The sequence below is a fragment of the Psychromonas sp. Urea-02u-13 genome (assembly GCF_002835995.1).
In the GTDB taxonomy this organism is placed as follows: domain Bacteria; phylum Pseudomonadota; class Gammaproteobacteria; order Enterobacterales; family Psychromonadaceae; genus Psychromonas.
The window spans coordinates 12,304-36,756 of the sequence record NZ_PJBZ01000053.1 but is presented as its reverse complement, the minus strand read 5'-3'; the positions used below and the strand labels follow the sequence as shown (position 1 = coordinate 36,756).

General features: G+C 40.1%; 20 protein-coding genes and 1 tRNA gene. 4 read left to right on the top strand and 17 right to left on the bottom strand.

Annotated features, from left to right (window positions below):
- The first annotated feature begins 136 nt into the window (after positions 1 to 136).
- The 3 genes from CXF74_RS08745 to CXF74_RS08735 all read left to right on the top strand — a co-directional run bounded on the left by CXF74_RS08745 (position 137) and on the right by CXF74_RS08735 (position 4,151).
- The gene (locus CXF74_RS08745; RefSeq protein WP_101082026.1) at positions 137 to 988 is read left to right on the top strand and encodes an AAC(3) family N-acetyltransferase; all 852 of its coding nucleotides are present in this window, start codon (positions 137 to 139) and stop codon (positions 986 to 988) included.
- 433 nt (positions 989 to 1,421) lie between these two features.
- Positions 1,422 to 2,726 (top strand): aromatic amino acid transport family protein, encoded by a 1,305-nt coding sequence (locus CXF74_RS08740; RefSeq protein ID WP_101082025.1) that lies wholly within the window; start codon positions 1,422 to 1,424, stop codon positions 2,724 to 2,726.
- A 57-nt stretch (positions 2,727 to 2,783) separates the two neighbouring features.
- Positions 2,784 to 4,151, top strand: coding sequence for an L-serine ammonia-lyase (locus tag CXF74_RS08735; RefSeq protein ID WP_101082024.1), 1,368 nt, complete (start codon positions 2,784 to 2,786; stop codon positions 4,149 to 4,151).
- Positions 4,152 to 4,346: 195 nt separating this feature from the next.
- Here CXF74_RS08735 and CXF74_RS08730 read toward each other — a convergent pair whose 3' ends face one another.
- From CXF74_RS08730 to rlmE, 12 genes are all read right to left on the bottom strand, one after another.
- Positions 4,347 to 4,562, bottom strand: a complete 216-nt coding sequence (locus tag CXF74_RS08730; RefSeq protein ID WP_101082023.1) for a hypothetical protein — start codon at positions 4,560 to 4,562, stop codon at positions 4,347 to 4,349.
- 223 nt (positions 4,563 to 4,785) lie between these two features.
- A complete protein-coding gene (gene truB, locus CXF74_RS08725) occupies positions 4,786 to 5,718 on the bottom strand; it encodes a tRNA pseudouridine(55) synthase TruB (protein ID WP_101082022.1) in 933 nt (310 codons plus the stop codon).
- Complete coding sequence (gene rbfA, locus CXF74_RS08720; RefSeq protein WP_101082021.1) at positions 5,718 to 6,173, bottom strand: 30S ribosome-binding factor RbfA; 456 nt, start codon at positions 6,171 to 6,173, stop codon at positions 5,718 to 5,720. The genes truB and rbfA overlap by 1 nt, the downstream gene beginning before the upstream one ends.
- Before the next feature lie 125 nt (positions 6,174 to 6,298).
- Positions 6,299 to 8,929, bottom strand: a complete 2,631-nt coding sequence (gene infB, locus CXF74_RS08715; protein WP_101082020.1) for a translation initiation factor IF-2 — start codon at positions 8,927 to 8,929, stop codon at positions 6,299 to 6,301.
- 20 nt (positions 8,930 to 8,949) lie between these two features.
- Entirely contained in the window at positions 8,950 to 10,452 is a 1,503-nt protein-coding gene (nusA, locus tag CXF74_RS08710) for a transcription termination factor NusA (protein WP_101082019.1), read from the bottom strand.
- A gap of 16 nt (positions 10,453 to 10,468) precedes the next feature.
- Entirely contained in the window at positions 10,469 to 10,927 is a 459-nt protein-coding gene (gene rimP / locus CXF74_RS08705; protein WP_101082018.1) for a ribosome maturation factor RimP, read from the bottom strand.
- 512 nt (positions 10,928 to 11,439) lie between these two features.
- Positions 11,440 to 11,524 (bottom strand) — tRNA-Leu (locus CXF74_RS08700).
- A 16-nt stretch (positions 11,525 to 11,540) separates the two neighbouring features.
- Positions 11,541 to 11,864, bottom strand: coding sequence for a preprotein translocase subunit SecG (gene secG / locus CXF74_RS08695; RefSeq protein WP_101082017.1), 324 nt, complete (start codon positions 11,862 to 11,864; stop codon positions 11,541 to 11,543).
- 418 nt (positions 11,865 to 12,282) lie between these two features.
- The gene (glmM, locus tag CXF74_RS08690; protein WP_101082016.1) at positions 12,283 to 13,614 is read right to left on the bottom strand and encodes a phosphoglucosamine mutase; all 1,332 of its coding nucleotides are present in this window, start codon (positions 13,612 to 13,614) and stop codon (positions 12,283 to 12,285) included.
- A gap of 101 nt (positions 13,615 to 13,715) precedes the next feature.
- Positions 13,716 to 14,546 carry a dihydropteroate synthase gene (gene folP, locus CXF74_RS08685; protein WP_101082015.1) on the bottom strand — a complete coding sequence of 277 codons (831 nt, stop codon included), beginning with the start codon at positions 14,544 to 14,546 and terminating at the stop codon, positions 13,716 to 13,718.
- 72 nt (positions 14,547 to 14,618) lie between these two features.
- Positions 14,619 to 16,589, bottom strand: a complete 1,971-nt coding sequence (ftsH, locus tag CXF74_RS08680; protein WP_198552819.1) for an ATP-dependent zinc metalloprotease FtsH — start codon at positions 16,587 to 16,589, stop codon at positions 14,619 to 14,621.
- A gap of 159 nt (positions 16,590 to 16,748) precedes the next feature.
- Positions 16,749 to 17,417, bottom strand: coding sequence for a 23S rRNA (uridine(2552)-2'-O)-methyltransferase RlmE (gene rlmE / locus CXF74_RS08675; protein ID WP_101082013.1), 669 nt, complete (start codon positions 17,415 to 17,417; stop codon positions 16,749 to 16,751).
- A 348-nt stretch (positions 17,418 to 17,765) separates the two neighbouring features.
- Between rlmE and yhbY the strand changes: the two genes are divergently transcribed.
- A complete protein-coding gene (gene yhbY, locus CXF74_RS08670; RefSeq protein ID WP_101082012.1) occupies positions 17,766 to 18,062 on the top strand; it encodes a ribosome assembly RNA-binding protein YhbY in 297 nt (98 codons plus the stop codon).
- Between the two features lie 85 nt (positions 18,063 to 18,147).
- Here the strand turns inward: yhbY and greA are convergent, their stop codons facing one another.
- The 5 genes from greA to CXF74_RS08645 form a co-directional block, all read right to left on the bottom strand.
- Positions 18,148 to 18,627: a transcription elongation factor GreA gene (greA, locus tag CXF74_RS08665; RefSeq protein WP_101082011.1), complete on the bottom strand. Its 480-nt coding sequence runs from the start codon at positions 18,625 to 18,627 to the stop codon at positions 18,148 to 18,150.
- A 62-nt stretch (positions 18,628 to 18,689) separates the two neighbouring features.
- Entirely contained in the window at positions 18,690 to 19,463 is a 774-nt protein-coding gene (locus tag CXF74_RS08660; protein WP_101082010.1) for a TatD family hydrolase, read from the bottom strand.
- A 26-nt stretch (positions 19,464 to 19,489) separates the two neighbouring features.
- On the bottom strand, positions 19,490 to 20,323 hold the full coding sequence (locus CXF74_RS08655; protein WP_198552818.1) for a DMT family transporter: 834 nt from the start codon (positions 20,321 to 20,323) through the stop codon (positions 19,490 to 19,492).
- Positions 20,324 to 20,385: 62 nt separating this feature from the next.
- A complete protein-coding gene (gene prfC / locus CXF74_RS08650; RefSeq protein WP_101082009.1) occupies positions 20,386 to 21,972 on the bottom strand; it encodes a peptide chain release factor 3 in 1,587 nt (528 codons plus the stop codon).
- Positions 21,973 to 22,485: 513 nt separating this feature from the next.
- Positions 22,486 to 24,045 (bottom strand): BCCT family transporter, encoded by a 1,560-nt coding sequence (locus CXF74_RS08645; protein ID WP_101082008.1) that lies wholly within the window; start codon positions 24,043 to 24,045, stop codon positions 22,486 to 22,488.
- Between the last annotated feature and the right edge of the window lie 408 nt (positions 24,046 to 24,453).

The window sequence follows — 24,453 nt, the reverse complement described above, 5'->3', positions numbered from 1 at the left end:
ACCTATTTAAATTATTATCGCCGATCACTAATTCAGCGATAAAGTGAACCGCGGATTTTACGGTGTATTGCGCTATGAAGCAAACTCTTTTAACGTTATTTTTGTACTATTAATTAAAATCTAATCAGGAAAGAAAATGGTTAATAAACAACAATTAGATCAATCTATAAAAACACTCAATCTAAATAATAAGGTTATCCTTTTACACTCTGCATACGGCAGCTTTGGTGGCGTAGAAGGAGGTCCTAACTGTGTTATCGACTGTTTTCTTAACGCAGGTTGTACACTTGTCGTGCCTACTTTTACCTATGATAACGGTGCTTACCCGCCACAAAAAGGCTTGGAGTATGCTCAAAATGGTATGGATTTAACGATTTACCAAGATGCGTTGCAAGGACTAACCCAGTGTTTTGATAAAGATAGCCAACAAATTAGTGATTCAATGGGCGTATTATCTAAGGTCATTCTCGCAAGGCCAGAAAGCATCCGAGGCCTTCACCCAGTCAACTCTTTTACTGCCATCGGGCCTCAGGCCAAAAACATTATTGAACAACAAAGCTTATTAGATGTTTATGGTCCTTATCAATACTGCTATGAATTGGAAAATGCGTCTTTATTATTAATGGGTATCGACTTTACAGGCGTAACCCCTATCCATTATGCAGAGCAAAAATCAGGAAGAACACTATTCCGTGCTTGGGCTAATGTTAAGGTTAAGGCTAAGGCTAAAAATAGTAATGATGAAAAAATGCCCGTCGAGGTCAGCATCGGTTCATGTTCAGCGGGGTTTAATGCACTGCAACCTATGGTTGAACATCTCGTTCAAAAAAAATTGGTTGGTAATAGCCAGTGGCATTGTTTTGAATTTACACCTTTTATCAATCGCATCAGCAAACAAATTATTGCAACACCCGAGATTACTCACTGTGACAATGCGCAGTGCATTCGTTGCCACGATGCGATTTTAGGCGGACCCAACTTAGAATAACGACAAAAGACAAATAAACAAACAAGAAAAGTGCATTAACGGTTTTGCCATACTGAAATGGCAAAACATCTGGGGTTAATCGTTTCCAGTGGAACATTGGTCTTACCGCCTAAAGGGGGCTAACACCTTTAAGCTCAATCACTGAGCATGGCGTGGTCGTATGATTATTCGCCTGCCGCGATTTTAGCCAGGTTAAAAGACACTAAAAGCATGCGTCAGATCACAGCAAAAAGCCCCATTGTAACAAAATGTAACAGCCCAAAAAAAGTTATATACACAGTGTACTTAATGCGTTTAAATCTGCGCGTCAATAGGACAAATGGTTTTACTCTTTAGTACGAACGGAATTGAATTAGAGGTGAATGCACACGCAATGTAACCTCTGAAAAGTAATGAATACTTTTGAACAGAGGTATGTTTAAAGGTATTTAAGATGAACAAAGAAATCGCTACCAATCCAGATTTTACAGAAGCAACAACTCCTCCCCAACACGCTGAAACACTTGACGCGAATCACTGGAACAAACAAGACACAACTTGGCTATTAAGCCTATTTGGTACCGCAGTGGGTGCCGGCATTCTATTTTTACCCATTAATGCAGGCCTAGGTGGCTTTTGGCCATTAGTTATTATGGCGCTATTAGTTGGACCAATGATCTACTGGGCGCATCGTAACCTCTCGCGTTTTGTTTTATCGTCAAACAAGGCTAATGCGGGTATCACGGATGTGGTCGAGGAACATTTTGGTGCGGGCTCAGGTAAATTAATTACCCTACTCTATTTTTTAGCTATCTACCCTATCCTGCTTATTTATGGCGTGAGCATCACTAATACCGTTGACAGCTTTATGGTGCACCAACTCGGCATGGTCTCTCCTGCTCGTTGGTTATTATCTATTACGCTAATTATCGGCATGATGTCGGTGATGCTTGCAGGTGAAAAGATAATGCTGAAGATAACCCAGTTTTTAGTTTACCCGCTGGTTATTATTCTTTTTGGTATGTCGCTATTTTTAATACCCGATTGGAATCTATCCGCAGTCAGCCAAGTACCTGACGCCATTGATTTTACAAGCACACTTTGGTTAACCATTCCGGTACTGGTCTTTGCATTTAATCACTCTCCTGCCATCAGTAGTTTTGCCGTTAAACAACGCGAGCAATATGGTGATCGCGCGGTTGAAAAGTCTGATGCCATTTTAAAACGTACCTCAGCTATGTTATTAGGTTTTGTTATGTTCTTTGTTTTTTCGGTCGTTTTAAGCCTAACACCTGAAATGCTGGCAGAAGCTAAAGAACAAAACCTCACCGTTCTTTCCTATCTAGCGAATGTGCACAGTAGCCCGCTTATTGCCTACTTTGGTCCTATTGTTGCTTTTGTTGCGATTATCTCTTCATTTTTTGGCCATTACTTAGGTGCACGTGAAGGCATGAACGGCATCATCATGAAACAAGCGCAATCGATGGGAAAAAATGTCAGCCTTAAAAAAGTGAATCAATTTACGCTTGGATTTATGGTCATAACACTGTGGTTAGTCTCGGTATTAAACCCTGGCATATTAGGCATGATTGAAAACCTTGGCGGCCCCATTATTGCCACCATTCTCTTTTTAATGCCTATGTACGCCATCAAACGTGTACCGGCAATGGCGAAGTATCAAGGCACGATTGCCAATGTATTTATCACTTGCATGGGCCTTATCGCAATCTCTGCAATTGTTTTCAAATTACTCGCATAACCAAGCAATTAGCAACAGAGCACTGCTCTGTTGCTACACTAATAAAGGTAAAAAATTATGTATAGCGTCTTCGATATTTTTAAGATTGGCATTGGCCCTTCTAGCTCACATACACTGGGCCCGATGAAAGCCGCCAAGCAATTCATTGATGCACTAAAGCAGGAAACCGATATCACCACCATTACCGATATCAGCGTGGATATCCATGGCTCACTGTCATTAACCGGAAAAGGCCACAATACCGATATCGCGATTGTTTTAGGTCTGGGTGGTTTTGAACCCGAGCATGTTGATTTAGACATGATTCCAGGTTTTATTAAGAAGGTTGAACTAACAGAAACCTTAGCGGTTGATTTAGGCGCTCATAGCGTAGGGTTTGCCCGTGGTGCCATCAATTTTATTAATGAAGCCTTACCGCTACATGAAAATGGCCTAGTACTACATGCTTTTATCGGTAGCAAACAGGTATTTTCACAAACGTATTATTCAACCGGTGGTGGTTTTATTGTTGAAGAAAGTCGCTTCTACGATAAACAAAGTGACCAAGAAAACCTTCCTTACTCGTTTAATTATGCCAGTGAATTACTCAAACATTGTGCTGATAACAACATTACTATCAGCTCGTTAATGATGAAAAATGAATTATCTCGACACAGTAAAGCGCACATTGATGAACGCTTCGCTAAAATTTGGAAAACCATGCAGGAAGGCATCGAACGAGGATGCGCAACAGATGGTCTGTTAGCTGGTCCATTACGTGTACCGCGCCGTGCACCTGCTTTAAATCGCCAGCTAGCCATCAATAATAATATGCTCGCGGACCCGATGATTTTAATTGATTGGGTTAATATGTTTGCACTGGCGATTAGTGAAGAAAATGCTGCCGGTGGGCGTGTTGTTACCGCGCCAACAAACGGCGCAGCAGGCATCATTCCCGCAGTACTTTCCTATTATGATAAGTTTGTAGCGAAAGTAGAATCTGACCAATACAGTCGATTTTTCTTAACCGCGTCAGCGGTGGGAGGATTATTTAAAGCAAACGCCTCTATCTCTGGTGCTGAAGTCGGTTGTCAGGGTGAGATTGGTGTTTCTTGCTCAATGGCAGCGGCTGGTTTAACTGAAATTATGGGCGGTACACCAGTTCAAGTGGCAGAAGCAGCTGAAATTGCGATGGAGCATCACCTCGGTTTAACCTGCGATCCGGTTGCAGGCCAAGTACAAGTGCCTTGCATAGAACGTAATGCTATCTCTGCAATGAAAGCGATTAACGCCTCACGTATGGCAATGCGTCGCCAATCAATGTCCTGTGTATCACTCGATAAAGTTATCGAAACCATGTATGAAACCGGTAAAGATATGAACGCTAAATACCGCGAAACATCACAGGGCGGCTTAGCAATAAAGATTGCTTATACCTGCACCTAACAAACAAAAAGAAGCTGTCAGTGGTTAGCTGTCAGCTTTCTGTTTATAAAAAGCGATCAGTTTAAGACAATTCGGCTGTTTTCTGACAAATTAATGGGACAGCTCCAAGTACTATGTAACCAATAAAGATAGGAGTGTAAAAATAAACTGAGAGGTTTGGGTTCTTACTGACAGCTGATAGCTAATGACTGACAGCTATTTCTGAGCTTCCACTTCCAAACCGATCTTCGTACAACCTTTAGCGCATTGCACACCATTCTCACCTTCACTCGAAACACACAACTGTAACGGTTGTTTGCAAGTTGCACAGAAAACAGTTTGCCCTTTGCCTATCTTTTTAATTATATTTTTCTGTTCATTAAAAGATTTAGCAGAAGATTTATTGATAGCAGAGAAATCGAGTTTAGTCATAATAATGTCTTTAATCAGAAATATAATTTATATATTTAATGATTCAGGGCTAAGCCATTTGGGTTAAAGATCAAGGCGAAAGCGCGGAGCTTGGTTTACCCAATACTACGCACGTCCTGTGCTCCGCCCTACGGGCCATCCTACGGATGTTCAAATTTATTCCAGATAAATTTGTGAGCACTTTCAACGAAGATATTTACCCAAAGGGCAACGACCTGAATTATTAAAGGTTGACGAGGCGCTTCGGTGCGATTAAACCATCATCATTCATCTCACCCATACCAATAAAGGTATGTTCTTCACCTACCGTAATACGCACTAACGTATCATCGGGAGCACCAAATACCTGTACAGGCTGGCCATGTAAGATGTAATCACCCATTTCATCACTGATATTGACTTCCGGGTAATCTTTTACCGCTGTGTCCATTTTAAGTAACAAGGCATCAAGTAATTCATAAGGGCTAATATCTTGCTCTTTTGCTTGTTCAATTAATTCATCTAATTGATCAATCGTTACCATTTTATCATATGGGTAATCAGCAACTTGTGTACGACGTAACATAGAAACGTGTGCGCCACAGCCAAGTAACTCACCTAAGTCATCCGTAATTGTACGAATGTAGGTACCTTTACTCACGTGAATATCAAGATCGATTTCATCACCTTCAAAGCGTAATTGGTTGATCTCATAAACAGTAATTGGGCGAGCAGGACGGTCAATGGTAATGCCTTCACGGGCATATTTATACAAAGGTTTACCTTCAAATTTCAATGCAGAATACATTGAAGGGACCTGCATAATATCACCACGGAACGTATCCAATGCGACATCAAGTTGTTCTTGTGTTACTGATACAGGCTTCTCACAAACAACTGCGCCTTGTGAATCGCTGGTATCTGTTCGTACACCTAACTTTGCAGTTACGATGTAACGTTTATCTGAATCGAGTAAAAACTGAGAGAATTTAGTCGCTTCACCTAAACAGATAGGTAACATGCCAGTTGCAAGTGGATCAAGCGCGCCTGTATGGCCCGCTTTATTTGCGAAAAAGATGCGTTTCACACGTTGCAATGCATGGTTAGAGCTAATATCGGTCGGTTTATCTAGTAACACTACACCGTTTATACTGCGGCCTTTACCACGTCTTGCCATTATGCTTTTTCCTCTTCACTCGCTTCTACATTTACTTCTGCATCATCTTCTTCGTTTTGATCATCTTCATCAATACGACCAGACTCTACAATTTTAACTTTATCATTTTTTACTGCGCCACTAACAAGTTCAGAGATACGTAAACCTTCAGTCAGTGTTTCGTCAAAGCAAAAACGTACTTCAGGTACGATACGTAAACGCATTGCTTTACCTAATAAACGTCGAACATAACCGGCTGCAGAGTTTAATCCTGCAAGTGATTCATCGTTGCTTTGATCGCCAATAGTTAAAAAAGTTACAAATACTTTTGCGTAAGCTAAATCACGTGTGATATCAACACCAGAGATAGTGACCATAGCAATACGAGGATCTTTAACCTCTTGCTGTAAAATACGCGCAAGCTCTTTTTGAACCTGTTGCGAAACACGTGAAGTACGGCTGTAATCATTCGCCATAATAAATTTTCCTATTTATAAGTAGGTTGAACTTTCGTTCATCATTGTTTAACGGCATAAATACCGACCTACGAAACAAGAAAGGAGGCGTTAGCCTCCAATCTTAATTTTATTTTTGTTTCAAATTAAAGAGTACGTTTAACTTCAATAATTTCAAACACTTCAATTTGGTCACCAACGCGAACGTCGTTGTAGTTCTTAACGCCGATACCACATTCAACACCGTTACGTACTTCTTCTGCGTCATCTTTAAAGCGACGTAGAGACTCAAGTACACCTTCGTAAACTACGATGTTTTCACGTAATACACGAATAGGGTTGTTACGCTTGATTCTACCTTCAGTTACCATACAACCGGCGATTAAACCAATTTTAGGTGATTTGAAGACTTCACGAACGTCAGCAATACCAGTGATTTCTTGTCTGAATTCAGGTGCTAATAAACCACCCATTGCAGCGCGAACTTCATCGATTAGATCGTAGATGATGCTGTAGTAATGTAAATCAACCGCTTCGTTGTCAATTAGTTTACGCGCAGATGCATCAGCACGTACGTTGAAACCAATCACGATAGCGCCAGAAGCCGATGCTAATGAAGCGTCAGTTTCTGTAATACCACCAACACCACGACCGATAATGTTAACTTTAACTTCATCAGTAGATAGTTTGTTTAATGATTCAGTAATCGCTTCTAATGAACCTTGTACATCAGACTTAAGTACGATGTTAAGCTCAGAAACTTCGCCTGCTTCCATGTTAGAGAACATGTTATCAAGTTTTGCTTTCTGTTGACGAGCCAGTTTAATATCGCGGAATTTACCTTGACGGTAAAGCGCAACTTCACGTGCTTTTTTCTCATCTTTAACAACAGTTGCTTCATCACCCGCAGCAGGAACACCAGAAAGACCTAGTACTTCAACAGGGATAGATGGACCAGCAGATTCGATTGGGTTACCGTTTTCGTCACGCATTGCACGAACACGACCATACTCAAGACCACAAAGAACGATATCGCCTTGCTTCAATTCACCTTGTTGAACAAGGATAGAAGCAACTGGGCCACGTCCTTTATCAAGACGAGATTCGATAACAACACCAGAAGCAGGACCTGTCGCAACAGCTTCTAAATCAAGCATTTCTGCTTGTAGAAGAATGCTATCAAGCAATGCATCAACACCCGTACCTACTTTAGCTGAAACGTGTGCGAAGATATTTTCACCGCCCCACTCTTCAGAGATAACGTCATGCTGAGAAAGCTCAGTTTTAACGCGATCAAGGTCGATGCCTTCTTTATCAATTTTGTTTACAGCAACAATTAATGGTACGCCAGCAGCTTTCGCATGCTGAATCGCTTCAATTGTTTGTGGCATTACGCCATCGTCTGCTGCAACTACTAGTACAACGATATCTGTCGCTTTAGCACCACGAGAACGCATTGACGTAAACGCCGCATGTCCAGGTGTATCAAGGAATGAAATCATGCCTTTATCTGTGTCTACATGGTAAGCACCGATATGCTGTGTAATACCACCGGCTTCACCGTCAGCAACTTTTGCACGACGAATGTAATCTAGTAGTGAAGTTTTACCGTGGTCAACGTGACCCATGATAGTAACAACAGGTGCGCGAGATGTTTTATCTCCGCCTTGTTGTGCTTCGGCCATTACCGCTTCTTCTAACTCATTTTCTTTAGTTAGAATAACTTTGTGGCCCATTTCTTCAGCAACTAATGTTGCAGTTTCTTGGTCGATAACTTGGTTGATAGTCGCCATAGCGCCCATCTTCATCATCTCTTTGATAACTTCAACAGCTTTAACGGCCATTTTATTAGCAAGTTCAGCAACCGTAATTGTTTCACCAATTTTAATATCTCGTTCAACAGGAGCAGCTGGTTTTTCAAATGCTTGTTGTAGAGCAGAAGGTGTTGCTACGCGTGATTTTTTACCACGGCGACCGCGACGACCTTGAGGTGCAGGTGCTGGAGCTGGTGCTTTTTTCTTTTTCTTACGGTGGCTTGGGCCTTCCGCTTTAGAATCAGAAGCATCTTCAGCTGCTTGTGCAGCGGCCGATGAAGTCACATGGAAATCTTGAGCTGCTTCTAAACGTTTACGCTCAGCGGCTTCTTTGGCCCAACGTTCAGCATTTTCTTCAGCTAATTTCTTAGCAACTTCAGTTTGCTCAACAGCTTCTTTTTCTGCTTTTACAAGTGCGTCTTTATCCGCTTTTTCTAGCAATTGTGTAGCTTCTTTTTCAGCTTCCACTTGCTCAGGTGTTTTTTCTACTTTCACAGACGATTGTTTCTCTTTGTTAGCTGCAGCTGCTTTTTTTGCTTTTTCATCAGCAACTTTTTTAGCTGCTAATTTTTCCGCTTGTAACTTTTCAGCTACGGCTTTCTTAGCATCAACATCAGCTTGCAATTTAGCTTGGATAGCTGCTTCTTCTGCCGCTTTCGCTTCATTTTCTGCTGCTACTTCAGTATCTGTACGTTTAACGTAAGTACGTTTTTTACGTACTTCAACATTTACAGACTGACCTTTAACATTCAATGTAGATTTAGTTTTACGTTGAAGTGTCATTTTTTTCTGTTGCTCACCACCGTGCTGCTTTTGCAGGTAAGTCGTAAGCGTTTCTTTTTCAGCTAGACTTACTTTGTCTGATTCAGCTTTTGTAATACCTGCATCAGCAAACTGTTTTACCAGTGTTTCAGTCGTTTTGTTTAGCTCTTTTGCAAGCTCATTTAATAAAATATCTGACATTATGTTTCTCCTATCTGTGCTTATTCAGCATCTTCGCTAAACCAACAGATGTTACGTGCAGCCATAATAAGCTCGCCCGCTTTTGCTTCGTTTAGTTCTTCAAACTCAAGAAGGTCATCTACAGCTTGTTCAGCAAGATCTTCTAGCGTGATAATGCCTTTACTTGCGAATACAAATGCAAGATGAGCTTCTAAACCTTCAAGCGCTAGTAGATCGTCCGCAGGTTTAGCACCTTCTAGATTCTCTTCTGCCGCTAATGCTTTAGTTGCTAAAACGTTTTTAGCACGAGCACGCAATTCTTCAACCATCTCTTCATCAAGACCATCAACATCAAGCAACTCATTTACTGGTACGTAAGCAATCTCTTCTAAAGAAGTGAAACCTTCGTCAACTAATACACCCGCGAAATCTTCATCGATTTCAAGTGCTTCAGTAAATACAGTAATAACTGAATCAGCTTCAGCTTGGTGCTTCGCTTTAAGCTCAGCTACTGTCATTACGTTCAATGTCCAGCCAGTTAGCTCAGAAGCTAAACGGATGTTTTGACCGTTACGACCAATCGCTTGTGCAAGGTTATCTTCTTCAACTGCGATATCCATGCTGTGCGTATCTTCGTCAACAACAATAGAAGCTACTTCAGCAGGTGACATTGCATTGATTGCAAATTGTGCTGCGTTTTCATCCCATAGGATAATATCAACACGCTCACCAGCAAGTTCACTTGAGATAGCTTGTACACGTGCGCCACGCATACCAACACAAGCACCAACAGGGTCAATACGTTGATCATTTGATTTCACAGCAACTTTTGCACGTGAACCAGGATCACGAGCAGCGCCCATTAGATCAATCATTTCTTCTGCGATTTCTGGCACTTCCAAACGGAATAGCTCAATCAGCATTTCAGGTTGAGTACGTGTCATAAATAACTGTGCGCCACGTGCTTCTGGACGTACGTCAAATAACAAACCACGTAAACGGTCGCCTGGACGGAAATTTTCGCGTGGTAACATTTCGTCACGGAAAATAACGGCTTCAGCGTTGCCACCAAGATCAAGCAAGATGTTTTCACGGTTCATGCGTTTTACCACACCCGTAATTAACTCACCTTTTTGTTCAGCATATTGCTCAACAACTTGAGCACGTTCAGCTTCACGTACTTTCTGTACGATAACTTGTTTTGCAGTTTGTGTTGCAATACGGTCAAACTTAACTGATTCAATTTCATCTTCGATGAATTCGCCGATTTGAATTTCTGCGTTGTCATATTCAGCAGCTTCAAAAGTCATTTCTGAACATGGGTTTTCCATTTCAGCATCAGGCGCAAGTACTAACCAACGACGGAACGTTTCAAAATCACCCGTTTCACGGTCAATCGATACACGTACTTCAATTTCTTGCTCATATTTCTTTTTTGTTGCAATTGCTAATGCACTTTCTAGTGCTTCAAAAATTGCTTCACGTGGAAGGCCTTTCTCATTAGAGACCGCTTCTACGACTAATAAAATCTCTTTATTATTCATTTTCCAATCGCCTTAATTAATCAAATTGTGGAACAATGTTCGCTTTCTGGATATTACTGAGCGCAAATCGCTCTAGCGTACCATCAACATTTATACAAATTATTTCACCTTCAACACTGTCGATAATGCCTTTCCATTTACGACGATTTTGAATTGGCATGCGTAACTGTACTTTTACTACTTCGCCTGCAAATGATGCATAATGCGCAGCATTAAAAAGAGGACGCTCTAAGCCTGGTGATGAAACTTCTAATGTGTACTCATTAGTGATTGGATCTTCAACATCCATTAACGCACTGATTTGACGACTAACAGCAGCACAATCATCCACTAAGATACCTGCTTCTTGGTCGATATATACGCGTAATGTTGAATGACTACCTGCACGAACATATTCTATGCCGACTAATTCATAACCTAAATCTTCTACGCTTGGCGCAAACATTTCAGTTAATCGTTGCTCTAAACTTGCCAAATCTATCTCCTTTTAACACCTAATCATTTAGGTTCAGAAACAAAAAAAGGGCATATAGCCCTAATTCTTTTCACCCGTTTGCTATTTTCAAACCGGTAAATAACAAAAAAGCCCCAATAAATTGGAGCTTCATTCAGTTGCTTGCTTACAACAAGCTAGACCAACGTTTTACAAAACTGGTCTGAATGGCCAAACTGTTAACAAATATCAATTGCAGCAAGTAGCCTATCAATTGGTATATAGCGTTATTATACAGTTCGCTTAATGGCGCGAATTATAAACAAGTTTTGGCCTGTAAGCAATGACTATTCAGATTTTTAAAAAGATAGTAATGCCTTTCAAGGCGCTTTATTCGGCGCGATAAGGTATGTGGGGGGAAATTTTTTTGAATGAATAGAAGTAGTTTTTTATATCTGTGGCGGTTAGTTAATTTAATCAGCCACATACCGCATTACTTTTTATTTTAGATATAAAAAAACCCAAAGTAACAATCGTTACTTTGGGTTTATAATTGGTGCGGATGGAGAGACTTGAACTCTCACGGCCTAAGCCACAGCCCCCTCAAGGCTGCGTGTCTACCAATTCCACCACATCCGCATTTTTTAAAACTTTATTACTCAGGAATCTGAGTTGAGGTATCTACTTCTACAGGTGTTACAACAGTTTCTTCAACTGTTAAATCAGAGAACACTTCGTCTTCTGAAACTTTATTAGTAGATAAGTTACCAAGTACTAGGCTTAATACAAAGAAAGCAATTGCAAGAAGTGCAGTTGTCTTTGTCATAAAGTTACTCGCACCGCCTGCACCAAATACTGTATTTGACGCACCTGAGCCAAATGAAGCACCCATACCTGCACCCTTACCCTGTTGAATTAAAACAAAACCAACGAGAATAATTGAAACAATTAAATAAACAACTAACAGTATTTCATACATAAAATATACCTAATATTCCTTAGAAACTTACCCACTCTATTAGTAGAGCGGGCGAATAATACTGAAAACAGGGCTAAACCACAAGACAATAAGACGACAATTTTAATGTTTTACGACTTTAACGGTTCGATTGTCTAATTTTTATGCGATATATACCCGTTATCAATCAATCTGCCTTATTCAGTCGTTAGCTCGGACACCAAGGCAAGGCGCAACATGATGACAATGGCTAGCCCTTATCAAAGGTTGCAACGCTGAATTGGTTTTCGAGCTAACGACCCGCAGGGCAAGTTGTGAGGCAAACATCTTCGTTGTTAGAAAGCCTCGATTGAACCAGTTAGACCTTCAACTTTCTGCCTAGAATCTGGTTACCCCACAGCTTGCTGAATTAGGCATCTTGAATGATGACGGGTATAAGTTATGCTTTCACTTTATCGGCAATACGCTGTGCATATTCACGCACAAGCTCTTCTTTTTCATCTGCTTCAACCATCACACGGAAAACAGGCTCAGTACCCGATTTACGTAATAATACACGCCCTTTGTCTTCCAGTAATGCTTCTATTACTTTCAACTCAGCTAAAACATCTTCATCTTGTAGTGGATCTATTTCATTGTTGAAACGTACATTCAGTAGTATTTGAGGGTATTTCTTCATGCCTTGGCGCAGTTCAAACAGTGACATGCGGCTACCTTGCATTGCACTAATGACTTGTAAGCCAGAAACAATACCATCACCGGTTGGTAGATAATCTGAGCATATTACATGCCCTGAGTTTTCAGCACCAAGACACCAATTGTTTTTGACCATCAATTCCATTACATGCTTATCGCCGACATTACTGCGATCAAAAGGAATACCGAGTGTTTTTAATGCTTGCTCAAGACCTAGATTAGACATGACAGTGCCCACTACGCCACCTCTAAGGTTACCTGTACGTAACTTATCACGTGCGATAATGTACAACAGTTCATCACCATCAAGTACATGGCCAGTATGATCCACCATCATGACGCGATCGCCATCACCATCAAAGGCAATACCAAAGTCTGCTTGCTCAGCAACAACACGCTCTGATAATGCTTGCATGCTCGTTGCACCACAGTTTAAATTGATGTTAATACCGTTTGGCTCTACGCCCATCGGAATAACATGTGCGCCTAGCTCGCTGATAACTAATGGGGCAATATGGTAAGTCGCACCATTAGCACAATCAACCACGATTTTAAGACCACTTAAGTTATATTTATTTGGGAAGGTACTTTTACAAAATTCTATATAACGCCCTGCCGCATCATTGATACGGTACGCTTTACCCAGTTCGCTAGAATCAACACACTTTAGTGGTTTATCAATCTCAGCTTCGATTTCTAATTCAATTTTTTCTGATAATTTAATGCCTTCATCAGAGAAAAATTTAATGCCGTTATCATAATAAGGATTATGAGACGCACTAATCACAATACCAGCAGTAGCACGAAATGTGCGCGTTAAATAAGCAACAGCAGGTGTTGGCATTGGGCCCATTAAAACAGGACGTAAACCGGCAGCGGTTAAACCCGCCTGAAGTGCAGCCTCTAACATATAACCTGATATACGTGGGTCTTTACCAATTAAGACTTTTTTAGAGCCTGTCTTAGCTAGCACTCGCCCAGCAGCCCAACCTAACTTAAGCGCAAACTCAGGGGTAATTAAAGATTCGCCAACTTTGCCGCGAATACCATCAGTACCAAAATATCTTTTAATCATGTTTATCTTCTTATTGTTGTTAGTGTAACTACTCAGCTCGTCATCATTTGAGTCTGTTTTGCAACTCTCTTTCATTTAAAATGAGTCTGAATAGTGACTTGTTAGTTAAAAGAATTAACTTCTTGTAGCACTTTAATGATGTCGATTGTTTCTGCAACATCATGCACTCGAATTATTTGCGATCCCTGCTGTATTGCGATTAACGCCCCCGCTAAGCTCCCTGCGAGTCGACCATTTATATCACGATTTAGTAACTGACCAAACATTGATTTTCGTGAAACGCCTGTTAATACCGGATAACCTAATGTAACAAATTGTTTCGTTGCCGAAAGTAGTTCAAAATTATGCTTAAGCTGTTTGCCAAAGCCAAAGCCAAGATCCAATATTATATTGTCTTTTTTAATGCCCGCTTTAATACAAACCTGTGCACGCTGTAATAAAAAAGACTGCACTTCCTTTAATAAATCGGTGTATTCGGGTGCAGTTTGCATTGAACGAGGCGCACCTTGCATATGCATCAAACAAACCGGGACGCCGGCAGCAACGGCAGCCTGTAACGCCCCTTCTTCCTGTAGAGCGCGCACATCGTTAATAATATGTGCACCGGCGTTAACCGCTTCAGTCATTACAATCGCTTTACTGGTATCAATAGAGATCCAACAGTCTAAATGTTGTGACATTTTCTCAATCACCGGAATAACTCTGTCTAACTCTTCTTGCGTAGCAACATCAGCAGCGCCTGGGCGAGTAGACTCTCCTCCGATATCAATAATAGTCGCGCCTTGCTCAACCATCTTTGAGGCTTGTTTGAATGCCTTATCAACATTAGCAAAGTGCCCACCATCGGAAAAAGAATCAGGCGTTACGTTTAAGATACCCATCACTTGGGGTGTGGTTAAATCTAATGTTTTATCACGGCTTCGTAAGTACATATTTATCTCACATATAAAAAAACCTAAGCAAGCTTAGGTTTTTGGATAATCATTGTTATAAAAAAGAGAGGGTTACTCTTTGTCTTCTTTATCTTCTTCTTTCTTTTCTTCTTTCTTTTCTTCTGTCTCAACGTTTTTATCGGTATCTTTTTCTACGTTGACAGATGATTTCTTGTCCATATTAAAAGGCGTTTTATTAACCGTTGTCGCCTCTTCTGCTGTCTCTTTTTTCTCAGGTTCAGCTTTATCATCCCAGTTAGAAGGTGCACGTACTTCAACACGCGCCATTAAATCATCAACCATTAATGCATCAATTGTTTCAAACTTCATTAACGCGTCTTTCATTGCATGTAATATATCAATGTTATCGGTTAATAACTGAAAAGCACGTTGGTAATTTTTTTCAATAAAGTTACGTACTTCATCATCAATCAATTTACCTGTTTCGTGTGAAACCGTATTAGATCGTAATGAGTTTGCTTCCGCAGTTAAAAGAATCGGACCCAATTTTTCAGAGAAACCCCATTCAGTTACCATTGCACGTGCAATCGCTGATGCTTGTTTAATATCTTGCGACGCACCGGTTGATACTTTGTCTTTTCCGTAAATAAGTTCTTCTGCAATACGACCACCGTATGCAACAGAAATACTACTTTCAAGCTCTTGACGGTTTTGACTAATTTGATCACCTTCTGGTAAAAATTGTGTCACACCAAGTGCACGTCCACGTGGAATAATCGTTACTTTATGGATAGGATGATGCTGAGGCACTAATTTAGCCACAATTGCATGACCCGCTTCATGGTAAGCCGTTGACTCTTTATCTTCTTCGCGCATCACTAAGCTGCGACGTTCAGAACCCATTAGGATTTTATCGCGTGCTTGTTCGAAATCTTCTTTAGTGATCGTACGTTTATTTGAACGAGCAGCAAATAAAGCGGCTTCATTAACCAGATTGGCTAAATCAGCACCTGAGAAACCAGGTGTACCACGTGCGATTATTTTCGCTTCTACATCATCAGCCAGCGGCACTTTACGCATATGAACATTTAAAATCTGTTCACGACCACGTACATCCGGCAAACCAACAACAACTTGACGGTCAAAACGGCCAGGTCGTAATAAAGCAGCATCTAATACATCAGGTCTGTTTGTTGCAGCAACAACGATAATACCTTCATTACCTTCAAAACCATCCATCTCAACGAGTAATTGGTTTAATGTTTGCTCACGCTCATCATTACCACCACCTACACCGCTACCACGTTGGCGACCAACCGCATCGATTTCATCGATAAAGATAATACATGGCGCTGATTTTTTAGCTTGTTCAAACATATCACGTACACGTGATGCACCAACACCAACAAACATTTCAACGAAATCAGACCCTGAAATAGCAAAGAACGGTACTTTTGCTTCACCAGCAATCGCTTTAGCAAGCAATGTTTTACCCGTACCAGGAGGTCCAACTAATAAAACACCCGTTGGAATTCGGCCACCTAGTTTTTGGAATTTAGTTGAGTCTTTTAAGTAATCAACTAACTCTTTAACATCTTCTTTTGCTTCATCACAACCAGCAACATCAGCAAACATCGTTTTGATTTGGTCTTCGCCCATCAATTTGGCTTTACTCTTACCAAATGACATTGCACCACCTTTACCGCCACCTTGCATATTCTTCATGAAGAATATCCATACACCAATGAGCAATAACATCGGGAACCAAGATACAAAAATAGAGGCTAAGAAGCTTGTTTCTTCAGGTGCAGTACCTTCTACTTTCACATTGTGCTTGATTAGGTAGTTCATTAAATCAAGATCAGGTGCTGGAATATAAGTAACAAAAGGACTCTGATTTGTTTTAAGACCGCTGATCACTTGACCATCGATCTGAACCTGTTGAATTTGTCCTTGGCTTACTTCTTTGTTAAAAGTGGTGTAATCCATTGCAGCTTGTTTGCCACTATCTGTACCAAACCCTTGAAATAGGGACATTAGTACCACTGCGATAACCAACCACAATATTAGGTTTTTTGCCATGTCGTTCAAGATGTAAACCTCATGTTAATAAATAAAAATTCAATTGTTAGACTACTACAGTTTAAAAATAGTCGCCACTAGATAGTTGCCATAAAATGACAGCCTTAGCCAATTATTAAAAGTTTCTAATAAATACGAAGGGGCCAAGCCACTAAATTGTTAACCTTTAAAACCTGTCGCTACTATATACACTTCTCGAGAGCGTGCTCGTGACGATTCTGGTTTACGTGTTTTGACTACTTTAAACACTTTTTTCACTTCAAGCATAAAGTTATCAAAATCGCCTCCCATGAACACTTTAACAATAAAAGCGCCCTCTTTAATCAGTACATCGGTACACATAGCTAATGCCAGTTCAACCAAATAAATTGACTTAGGTTGGTCCATGGCAGCATTACCACTCATGTTTGGTGCCATATCCGATAACACCACATCAACTTTATTATCGCCAATACGTTTTAACAGAGTATTTAACACCGCTTCATCACGGAAGTCACCTTGTAAGAAATCAACGCCGGCAATCGAGTCCATTGCTAAAATATCACAAGCAATCACCTTACCTCTTGAACCAACGTTATCTACACACCACTGTGACCAACTACCTGGCGCCGCACCTAAATCGACAACTGTCATGCCTGATTTAATGATTTTATCTTTTTTATTGATCTCTTCGAGTTTAAATACGGCACGAGAGCGCAAGCCTAAACGGTTTGCCTCTTTTACGTAAAAATCATTAACGTGCTCTTGCATCCAACGTTTCGAGCTGCCCGAGGAACTTTTCTTTAATACACCCGGTTTTGATACGCCATCGTTGACTTTTTTGCCCATGAAATCTTCTCGTATAGTTGTATACCCATGTTAATTCAAAATGTTTTGTCAGGCACGAACTCGGACGCGAGTTCAAGGCGCAACATGAGGTAATGGTTATTCCCTTTGCGATTATTGCAACGCTGAAATAGTGTTCGAGCTCGTGCCCCTTTGGGCAAGATACGTTTCACCAATCTGCGTTGTTATAAAACCTCGCTGTAGAATAATTATACTTCCATTTTATGCCTAGCATCTTGGAAAAACGTCCCTTGCTGACTTTGCATTTTGAAATATCATGGGTATGAATAGTAAAAGGTATTATTTAAGGGTAGAATGACACGTTTTCAACCCTAAAATGAAAGAATTTGTATGAATTTATCAAATAAACAAAAGAAACACCTAAAAGGCTTGGCTCACTCGCTAAAACCTGTAGTGCTACTTGGCCAAAATGGTCTAACTGAAGGTGTACTTGCAGAAATTGAGAACGCTCTTAGTTTCCATGAGTTAATCAAAGTTAAAATTGCAACTGATGATCGTGAAATGAAACAATTAATTATTGATGCAATTGTGCGCGAAACTGAAGCTATTAACGTAGCTAAAATTGGCCACACTGTCGTTTTATATCGTCAAAGCGAAGAGAAAAAAGTCGACTTACCTCGTAAGTAATTTTTTATCTTCCTTTATTAAAAAGCCCAGATTATCTGGGCTTTTTTGTATCTGCTAAGAAGTTATTTTATTAAACTATTTTTTATTAAACAACGTACTGCACTTTGATTATTTCATAATCAATTGAGCCACCTGGTGTTTTGATAGTGATCTCATCATCTAACATTTTACCAATTAAGCCACGTGCAATAGGTGAGCTTACTGAAATTAAGTTTAATTTAATGTCTGCTTCATCATCGCCTACAATTTTGTAAGTCACTTCTGCATCAGTATCAACATTAACAATCGTTACCGTTGTTCCAAAAATAACTTTACCGTTATTAGCTAATTTACTTACGTCAATAACTTGAACATTTGAAAGCTTTGCTTCGATATCTTGAATACGCCCTTCACAAAAACCCTGTTGCTCACGTGCAGCATGGTATTCTGCATTTTCTTTAAGATCACCATGTTCACGCGCTTCTGCGATTGAAGCAACAATCTCTGGACGGAGTACATTCTTTAATTGATCAAGTTCACTACGTAAAGAAGCGACGCCTGTTGCGGTCATTGGGTATTGAACCATGGAGTTTCACCTTAAATTTAAACGATTTGAAAAAAGCAGTTATTTTACGCTGAAATCCAACATTAGTCATTGGATAAAGAAAAAATATTATGCATATTGTTATAAAGTTGTGTGGCAAGTTGTGCTTTTGGCTCACTACGTAATGACGCTAAACATTCAAAAATAGGGATAATATTGAGCGGTGAGTTGTTTTTTGTTTGTTGCTGATAAAGTGGCATATCCGGGGCATCTGTTTCTAACAACAGTGCGTCCAGTGGTAAGGTAGCAAAAGTTTGGCGCGTTTTAGTTGAATTAGGATAAGTAATCACCGCGCCTACACCGAGTTTAAAACCCAGCTTAATAAATTCATGCGCCACTTCTAAACTGCCAGAGAAAGCATGGTAAACGCCCCCTTGTTGGAAATTCAACGCTTTCAAAATAGCTAACACACGACCTTGTTTTTTAACACAATGTAAAATAATAGGTAGTTCAAGTTGCAACGCAATTTCAACTTGTTTAACAAACACCCATTCTTGCTGTGTTTGAGAGGCTTGTGCAAACTTGTCTAACCCGATCTCTCCCAGTGCAATACATTTATCATCACGACTTAACAGCATGTCATGCAAATGCGCTAAATGGACCTCTTCAAATGAGTCTAAAAAATGCGGGTGTATTCCCAGTGAATAATAAAGTGGGGAGTGGGCACTAGCCATTTCTTTTATCATAGGCCAAGCACTTGCTTGCGTTGCAGGGATAACTAACTTAGTGATGCCCTTTTGCTTTAACGCCGCTAATAAAGGGTCTAATTCATCCTTAAAGCAAGGAAAATCAAGATGGCAGTGGCTATCGGTAAACATTTATTACCTCAACTATTTTAATGGGATTAAGGTAATTTAAGACTCAAAAACATAGCACCTAATATAATACACGCACCGATTATTGCCCATAAACCAAAGGCTTCTTGATACAGGAAAAAACCAACCACAGCAATTAAAGGTAAGCGCATAAAATCAAGTGTCACCACGGTTGTCACTGTGCTTGTTAACATGGCTTTAGTCATGCAGAAATGAGCGGTTAATGCAGTCAGTGCAATAATGAGAATCCAACCCCACTGAAGCAGCGTTGGATTTGTCCAATGAGGAATCATCATCACCCCACCTATCGGCAATTGAATCAAACACATATAAAATAAAATAGTTAAAGGATGATTATTTTTAGCGAGTACTTTAGTGCCAGTATGCGCGCAGGCATAACAAATGGCAGCCCCGAGTACGATCAAGGAGGCATTATCAAAGTGCTCTAATGAGGGTTGCACAATCAATAACACACCAACAAATGCAATAACAATCGCGCTCACTTTAGTCAGTGTTAATCGATCTTTTAAAAATACTGATGCGATAATTGCAGTCCAAAATGGCACCGTAAATTCAATCGCAAAGACTTGAGCAAGTGGCAAGATGCCTAATCCAATAAACCAGCCGTATTGGCCGAGAAAATGGAAACTGTTACGTATAAGATGACCTTTGATTTGTGCACTTTGGAAGTATTGTATTTTTCGAGTGCAAGCGATAACCGTACTTATCACGATTAGCCCAAGTAGGCTTCTGAAAAAGAGCATTTCAAAAGTATTGATTTGACCGCTTAATTCACGTCCAGCCAACGCCATCAGAGAGAATGAACATATTGCACCTGTCATCCATAATACAGTCTGTTTCATGGCAACCTTGGTCAAAAATGATAAAACCTAACCACAAAAAGGCTAGGTTTTATCGCATGCGATTAATGTTCGCGTGTTTTACGGAAGTTAACGGCAGGGTAACGTTCAATCGCAAGATTTAAGTTAACCATAGTTGGTGCAACATACGTTAAGTTGTTACTACCGTCTAATGCGAGGTTATCGTAAGCTTTCTTTTCGAACTCAGCCATTTTTTGCTCGTCTTCACTATCAACCCATAGGGCAGTCGCAACACTAATGCCTTCGTAGATAGCCTCTACTTTGTATTCTGATTTAAGACGTTGTACAACCACTTCAAACTGCAGTACACCGACCGCGCCTACGATTAAATCATTACTACGTAGCGGACGGAATACTTGTACAGCCCCCTCTTCAGAAAGTTGCATCAGCCCTTTTAACAGCTGTTTCTGTTTAAGCGGATCTTGTAAACGAATACGACGGAACATTTCTGGCGCAAAGTTAGGAATACCGGTAAATTTAAGCTGCTCATTCAAAGTAAATGCATCACCGATCTGGATTGTACCGTGGTTATGTAAACCAATAATATCACCCGGATAAGCTTCTTCAGCTGCCGTTCGGTCGCCAGCCATAAAGGTAACAGCATCAGAGATACTTACCTTTTTACCGGTGCGTACGTGTAACATTTTCATGCCTTTTTCATATTTACCAGAGCAAACACGCATGAAGGCGATACGGTCACGATGTTTTGGATCCATATTCGCTTGAATTTTAAAGATAAAGCCAGAAAAGTCTTCTTCCGTTGGTTCAACGATTCGCTCTTTAGCAATACGCGCTAATGGTTTTGGTGCCCATTCTGTTAAACCGTCTAATACATGATCAACACCAAAGTTACCCAGTGCAGTACCAAAATAAACAGGCGTTAGCTCACCACTTAAAAACAGCTCTAAATCAAACTCGTTAGATGCGCCAACTACCAATTCCATTTCTTCGCGTAAATCAGCAGCGTGGAGTGGTAGTACCTCATCAAGCTCAGGATTATCTAAGCCTTTAATCGTACGCACTTCTTGAATGGTATGGCCTTGACCTGTTGAGTATAAAATCACTTCATCACGTAAAATATGATAAATGCCTTTAAACTCTTTACCCATGCCGATTGGCCAAGTAATTGGGGCACAAGCGATGTTTAAAACATCTTCAACTTCATCCATTAAATCGATAGGATCACGTGTATCACGGTCACATTTATTCATAAACGTGATGATAGGTGTATCACGAAGACGTGTGACTTCCATTAATTTAATCGTACGTTGCTCTACACCTTTAGCGGCATCGATAACCATTAAACATGAATCAACAGCCGTTAATGTACGGTAAGTATCTTCAGAGAAATCTTCATGTCCTGGTGTATCAAGTAGATTAACAATGGAATTATTGTAAGGGAATTGCATTACCGAGGTCGTGATTGAGATACCACGTTCCTTCTCCATCTCCATCCAATCTGACTTGGCATGTTGACCCGATTTTTTACCTTTAACTGTACCTGCTTTTTGCAACGCGTTCCCGAAAAGTAATACTTTTTCAGTGATCGTTGTTTTACCCGCATCGGGGTGAGAGATAATTGCGAAGGTGCGTCGACTGTTGACGGCTTCTAGAAACTTAGCATCTGCCATTTTATAATTCTCTTTGTTTGTATGCTTAAACTGAACAGGTCATCGCCTGATCATTTATATGAATAATGTAAATATTATTCTTTAATAGGTTCTCTATAAAATAAGCTACATCAACTCAGACCTCGTTAGTTAACTTTTACGCCCGCTCTGCTGCAAATAATCGCAGTAAAATGCAGGCATATTTTTATATCATTTTAAGTGCGCGCAACTATAACAAATTAAGATCAGCAATTCATTTAATATCAATACACCAACACAGAGATAATAAGGATATTTAACAAAATTTATTATTATCTGCAAAAATACTTCATGCGCAATTAAGAACAAGCACAATATATGCAAATAAAGTGGTTAATTGGCTTTTTGATGACGATGCGGCAAAGGAATGTAAACAAGAGTAGCGAGAGGAGGGAAAACACTGAAATAATTTAACAAAACAGTTATCAATATCTTTAACCAGCGAACAGGCACATTTTATTAAAAAATGTGCCTTGTTCGCTAGTTTAATTAACTTTACAACCCTTGCTCGTCAGCCATCTTGCGCGCGATTTGTGGTGCATTCCACAATGAGGGCAACAAGACCAGTGAAACTGGCACGGCTGTGACCACAATAAAAGACTGCAGTGCAGATATTCCTCCAGAGCCAATAGAGATAAGCAAAGCAGCCATCACGCCCATAATTACGCCCCAAAAAACACGTAATGAACTCTGTGGAGAATCTGTTCCAGTCATTACCATTGACACAGAAAAGGTCATTGAATCACCCGTTGTAGCAACAAAAATGGTGGTTAATATCAAGAACAATACCGATATTAGCCAGCCCATTGGTAGTTGCTCTGTAATCGCAAGCAATGCAGCCGGTAAATTTAAACCGGTGAAAGGTTCAGAAATAACACCAGGTGTGGCTAACTCATAAGCTAAACCACTACCACCTACGATAGTGAACCAAAAACAAGTGATAATAGGTGCAACCACTGAAATGAGTAATATCATTTCACGAATAGTACGGCCACGTGAAATACGAGCAACAAACATCGCCATTAAAGGACCATAACCTAAAAACCATCCCCAAAAGAATACTGTCCACCAATCAAGCCAAGCAGGATCAGCGCGAAAAGTCGCCATTGGAATAAAGTTATCTATATAAAGGCCAAAGGAGTGGATGTAACTATCAAAGATAAAAGCGGTAGGACCAAAAATCAAAATAAAAGCCATTAAAAAAACCGCTAAAATGATATTAAGACGGCTTAATATTTGAATACCTTTAGTGACTCCACTCACGGCAGATAAAGTATAAAGACAAATAAGTGCCAATAATATAATGACTTGAGTGAGGTAAGTATCCGGAATACCAAACAACTTTTCTAAACCAAAGCTAACTTGTAACCCTAAAAAACCAATTGGCCCAACGGTTCCAGCAACGACCGCAATCACACAACAAGAGTCAACAATCGTACCAAAGGCCCCTTTCATCACTTTGTCACCAAAAACAGGATAGAGCAAAGTACGTGGTTTTAGTGGTAAGCCTTTTTCATAATGTAAATGCATAAACACGATGCCGGTCAAACTGCCCAGAATAGCCCAAGCTAAAAAACCCCAATGCATAAAGCTTTGTGCTAATGCGTTAAAAGCAGCTTCTTTTGTTCCTGTTTCACCACCAAAATAAGGAGGCGGAGAAGTAAAATGTGCCATCGGCTCAGCAGCGGCCCAAAACACGCCACCACCGGCAAGCAAGGTACACATGATGATAGAAATCCATTTAAAGGTCGATATTTCCGGCGATGTTAATCCGCCTAATACCACTTTTCCCGTTCGACTTAACGCTAAGAAAATACCAATTAAAAAAGTAAGTAGTAGTAGCACTTGCCAATAAGCGCCAAATATTTTGGTTGATGCAGCAAAACTTGTATTCACCCAACTAGACATCATTTGAATGTCATAGAGTGCCAACAGGGCAAATAGCACAAGCGCGCCACCACTGATCAAAAATACGGGAATATCGACTCCATCCAACAATTTTATTTTTTGCATCGGTGCCTCTCTGTCTTTTGTAAACGCTTGCGAAGTGTTCATTTAAATCCTTTCATATATTTATTGTAGATTAATTAAATTCTATTTTTGCTTTGAGTATCGATTCTTAGCATTTCGATCCTCTGCCTATGCAACACTCACATAACGTCAAACTCACACAACCCTCACTCTTATTGCTCTGATCTTTCTTTTAATCATACCCACGCAACAACACGCTTTATATTATATAAAGATGTAGTAATGACAGAAGGGGGGGGATTTTAAGGAGTAATATGTTCAACAATGCTAAAGAGTGAATGTTCGTTTAAATTCAATGCGCGATGAAATCATTTAGCCATTCCATCCATTTACGTAATTTAAAAATCGAGTTACATCTCAATTTTGCTACAAACTCATTGAATATATTATATTCAATATAAGGCAACATTAATAATTAATAAATAATGAATA

Bases quoted from the DNA above. Each gene is read 5' to 3' on its own strand.
- CXF74_RS08745 (WP_101082026.1), top strand. From the start codon at position 137: ATGGTTAATAAACAACAATTAGATCAATCTATAAAAACACTCAATCTA.
- CXF74_RS08740 (WP_101082025.1), top strand. From the start codon at position 1,422: ATGAACAAAGAAATCGCTACCAATCCAGATTTTACAGAAGCAACAACT.
- CXF74_RS08735 (WP_101082024.1), top strand. From the start codon at position 2,784: ATGTATAGCGTCTTCGATATTTTTAAGATTGGCATTGGCCCTTCTAGC.
- CXF74_RS08730 (WP_101082023.1), bottom strand. From the start codon at position 4,562: ATGACTAAACTCGATTTCTCTGCTATCAATAAATCTTCTGCTAAATCT.
- truB (WP_101082022.1), bottom strand. From the start codon at position 5,718: ATGGCAAGACGTGGTAAAGGCCGCAGTATAAACGGTGTAGTGTTACTA.
- rbfA (WP_101082021.1), bottom strand. From the start codon at position 6,173: ATGGCGAATGATTACAGCCGTACTTCACGTGTTTCGCAACAGGTTCAA.
- infB (WP_101082020.1), bottom strand. From the start codon at position 8,929: ATGTCAGATATTTTATTAAATGAGCTTGCAAAAGAGCTAAACAAAACG.
- nusA (WP_101082019.1), bottom strand. From the start codon at position 10,452: ATGAATAATAAAGAGATTTTATTAGTCGTAGAAGCGGTCTCTAATGAG.
- secG (WP_101082017.1), bottom strand. From the start codon at position 11,864: ATGTATGAAATACTGTTAGTTGTTTATTTAATTGTTTCAATTATTCTC.
- glmM (WP_101082016.1), bottom strand. From the start codon at position 13,614: ATGATTAAAAGATATTTTGGTACTGATGGTATTCGCGGCAAAGTTGGC.
- folP (WP_101082015.1), bottom strand. From the start codon at position 14,546: ATGTACTTACGAAGCCGTGATAAAACATTAGATTTAACCACACCCCAA.
- ftsH (WP_198552819.1), bottom strand. From the start codon at position 16,589: ATGGCAAAAAACCTAATATTGTGGTTGGTTATCGCAGTGGTACTAATG.
- rlmE (WP_101082013.1), bottom strand. From the start codon at position 17,417: ATGGGCAAAAAAGTCAACGATGGCGTATCAAAACCGGGTGTATTAAAG.
- yhbY (WP_101082012.1), top strand. From the start codon at position 17,766: ATGAATTTATCAAATAAACAAAAGAAACACCTAAAAGGCTTGGCTCAC.
- greA (WP_101082011.1), bottom strand. From the start codon at position 18,627: ATGGTTCAATACCCAATGACCGCAACAGGCGTCGCTTCTTTACGTAGT.
- CXF74_RS08660 (WP_101082010.1), bottom strand. From the start codon at position 19,463: ATGTTTACCGATAGCCACTGCCATCTTGATTTTCCTTGCTTTAAGGAT.
- CXF74_RS08655 (WP_198552818.1), bottom strand. From the start codon at position 20,323: ATGAAACAGACTGTATTATGGATGACAGGTGCAATATGTTCATTCTCT.
- prfC (WP_101082009.1), bottom strand. From the start codon at position 21,972: ATGGCAGATGCTAAGTTTCTAGAAGCCGTCAACAGTCGACGCACCTTC.
- CXF74_RS08645 (WP_101082008.1), bottom strand. From the start codon at position 24,045: ATGAACACTTCGCAAGCGTTTACAAAAGACAGAGAGGCACCGATGCAA.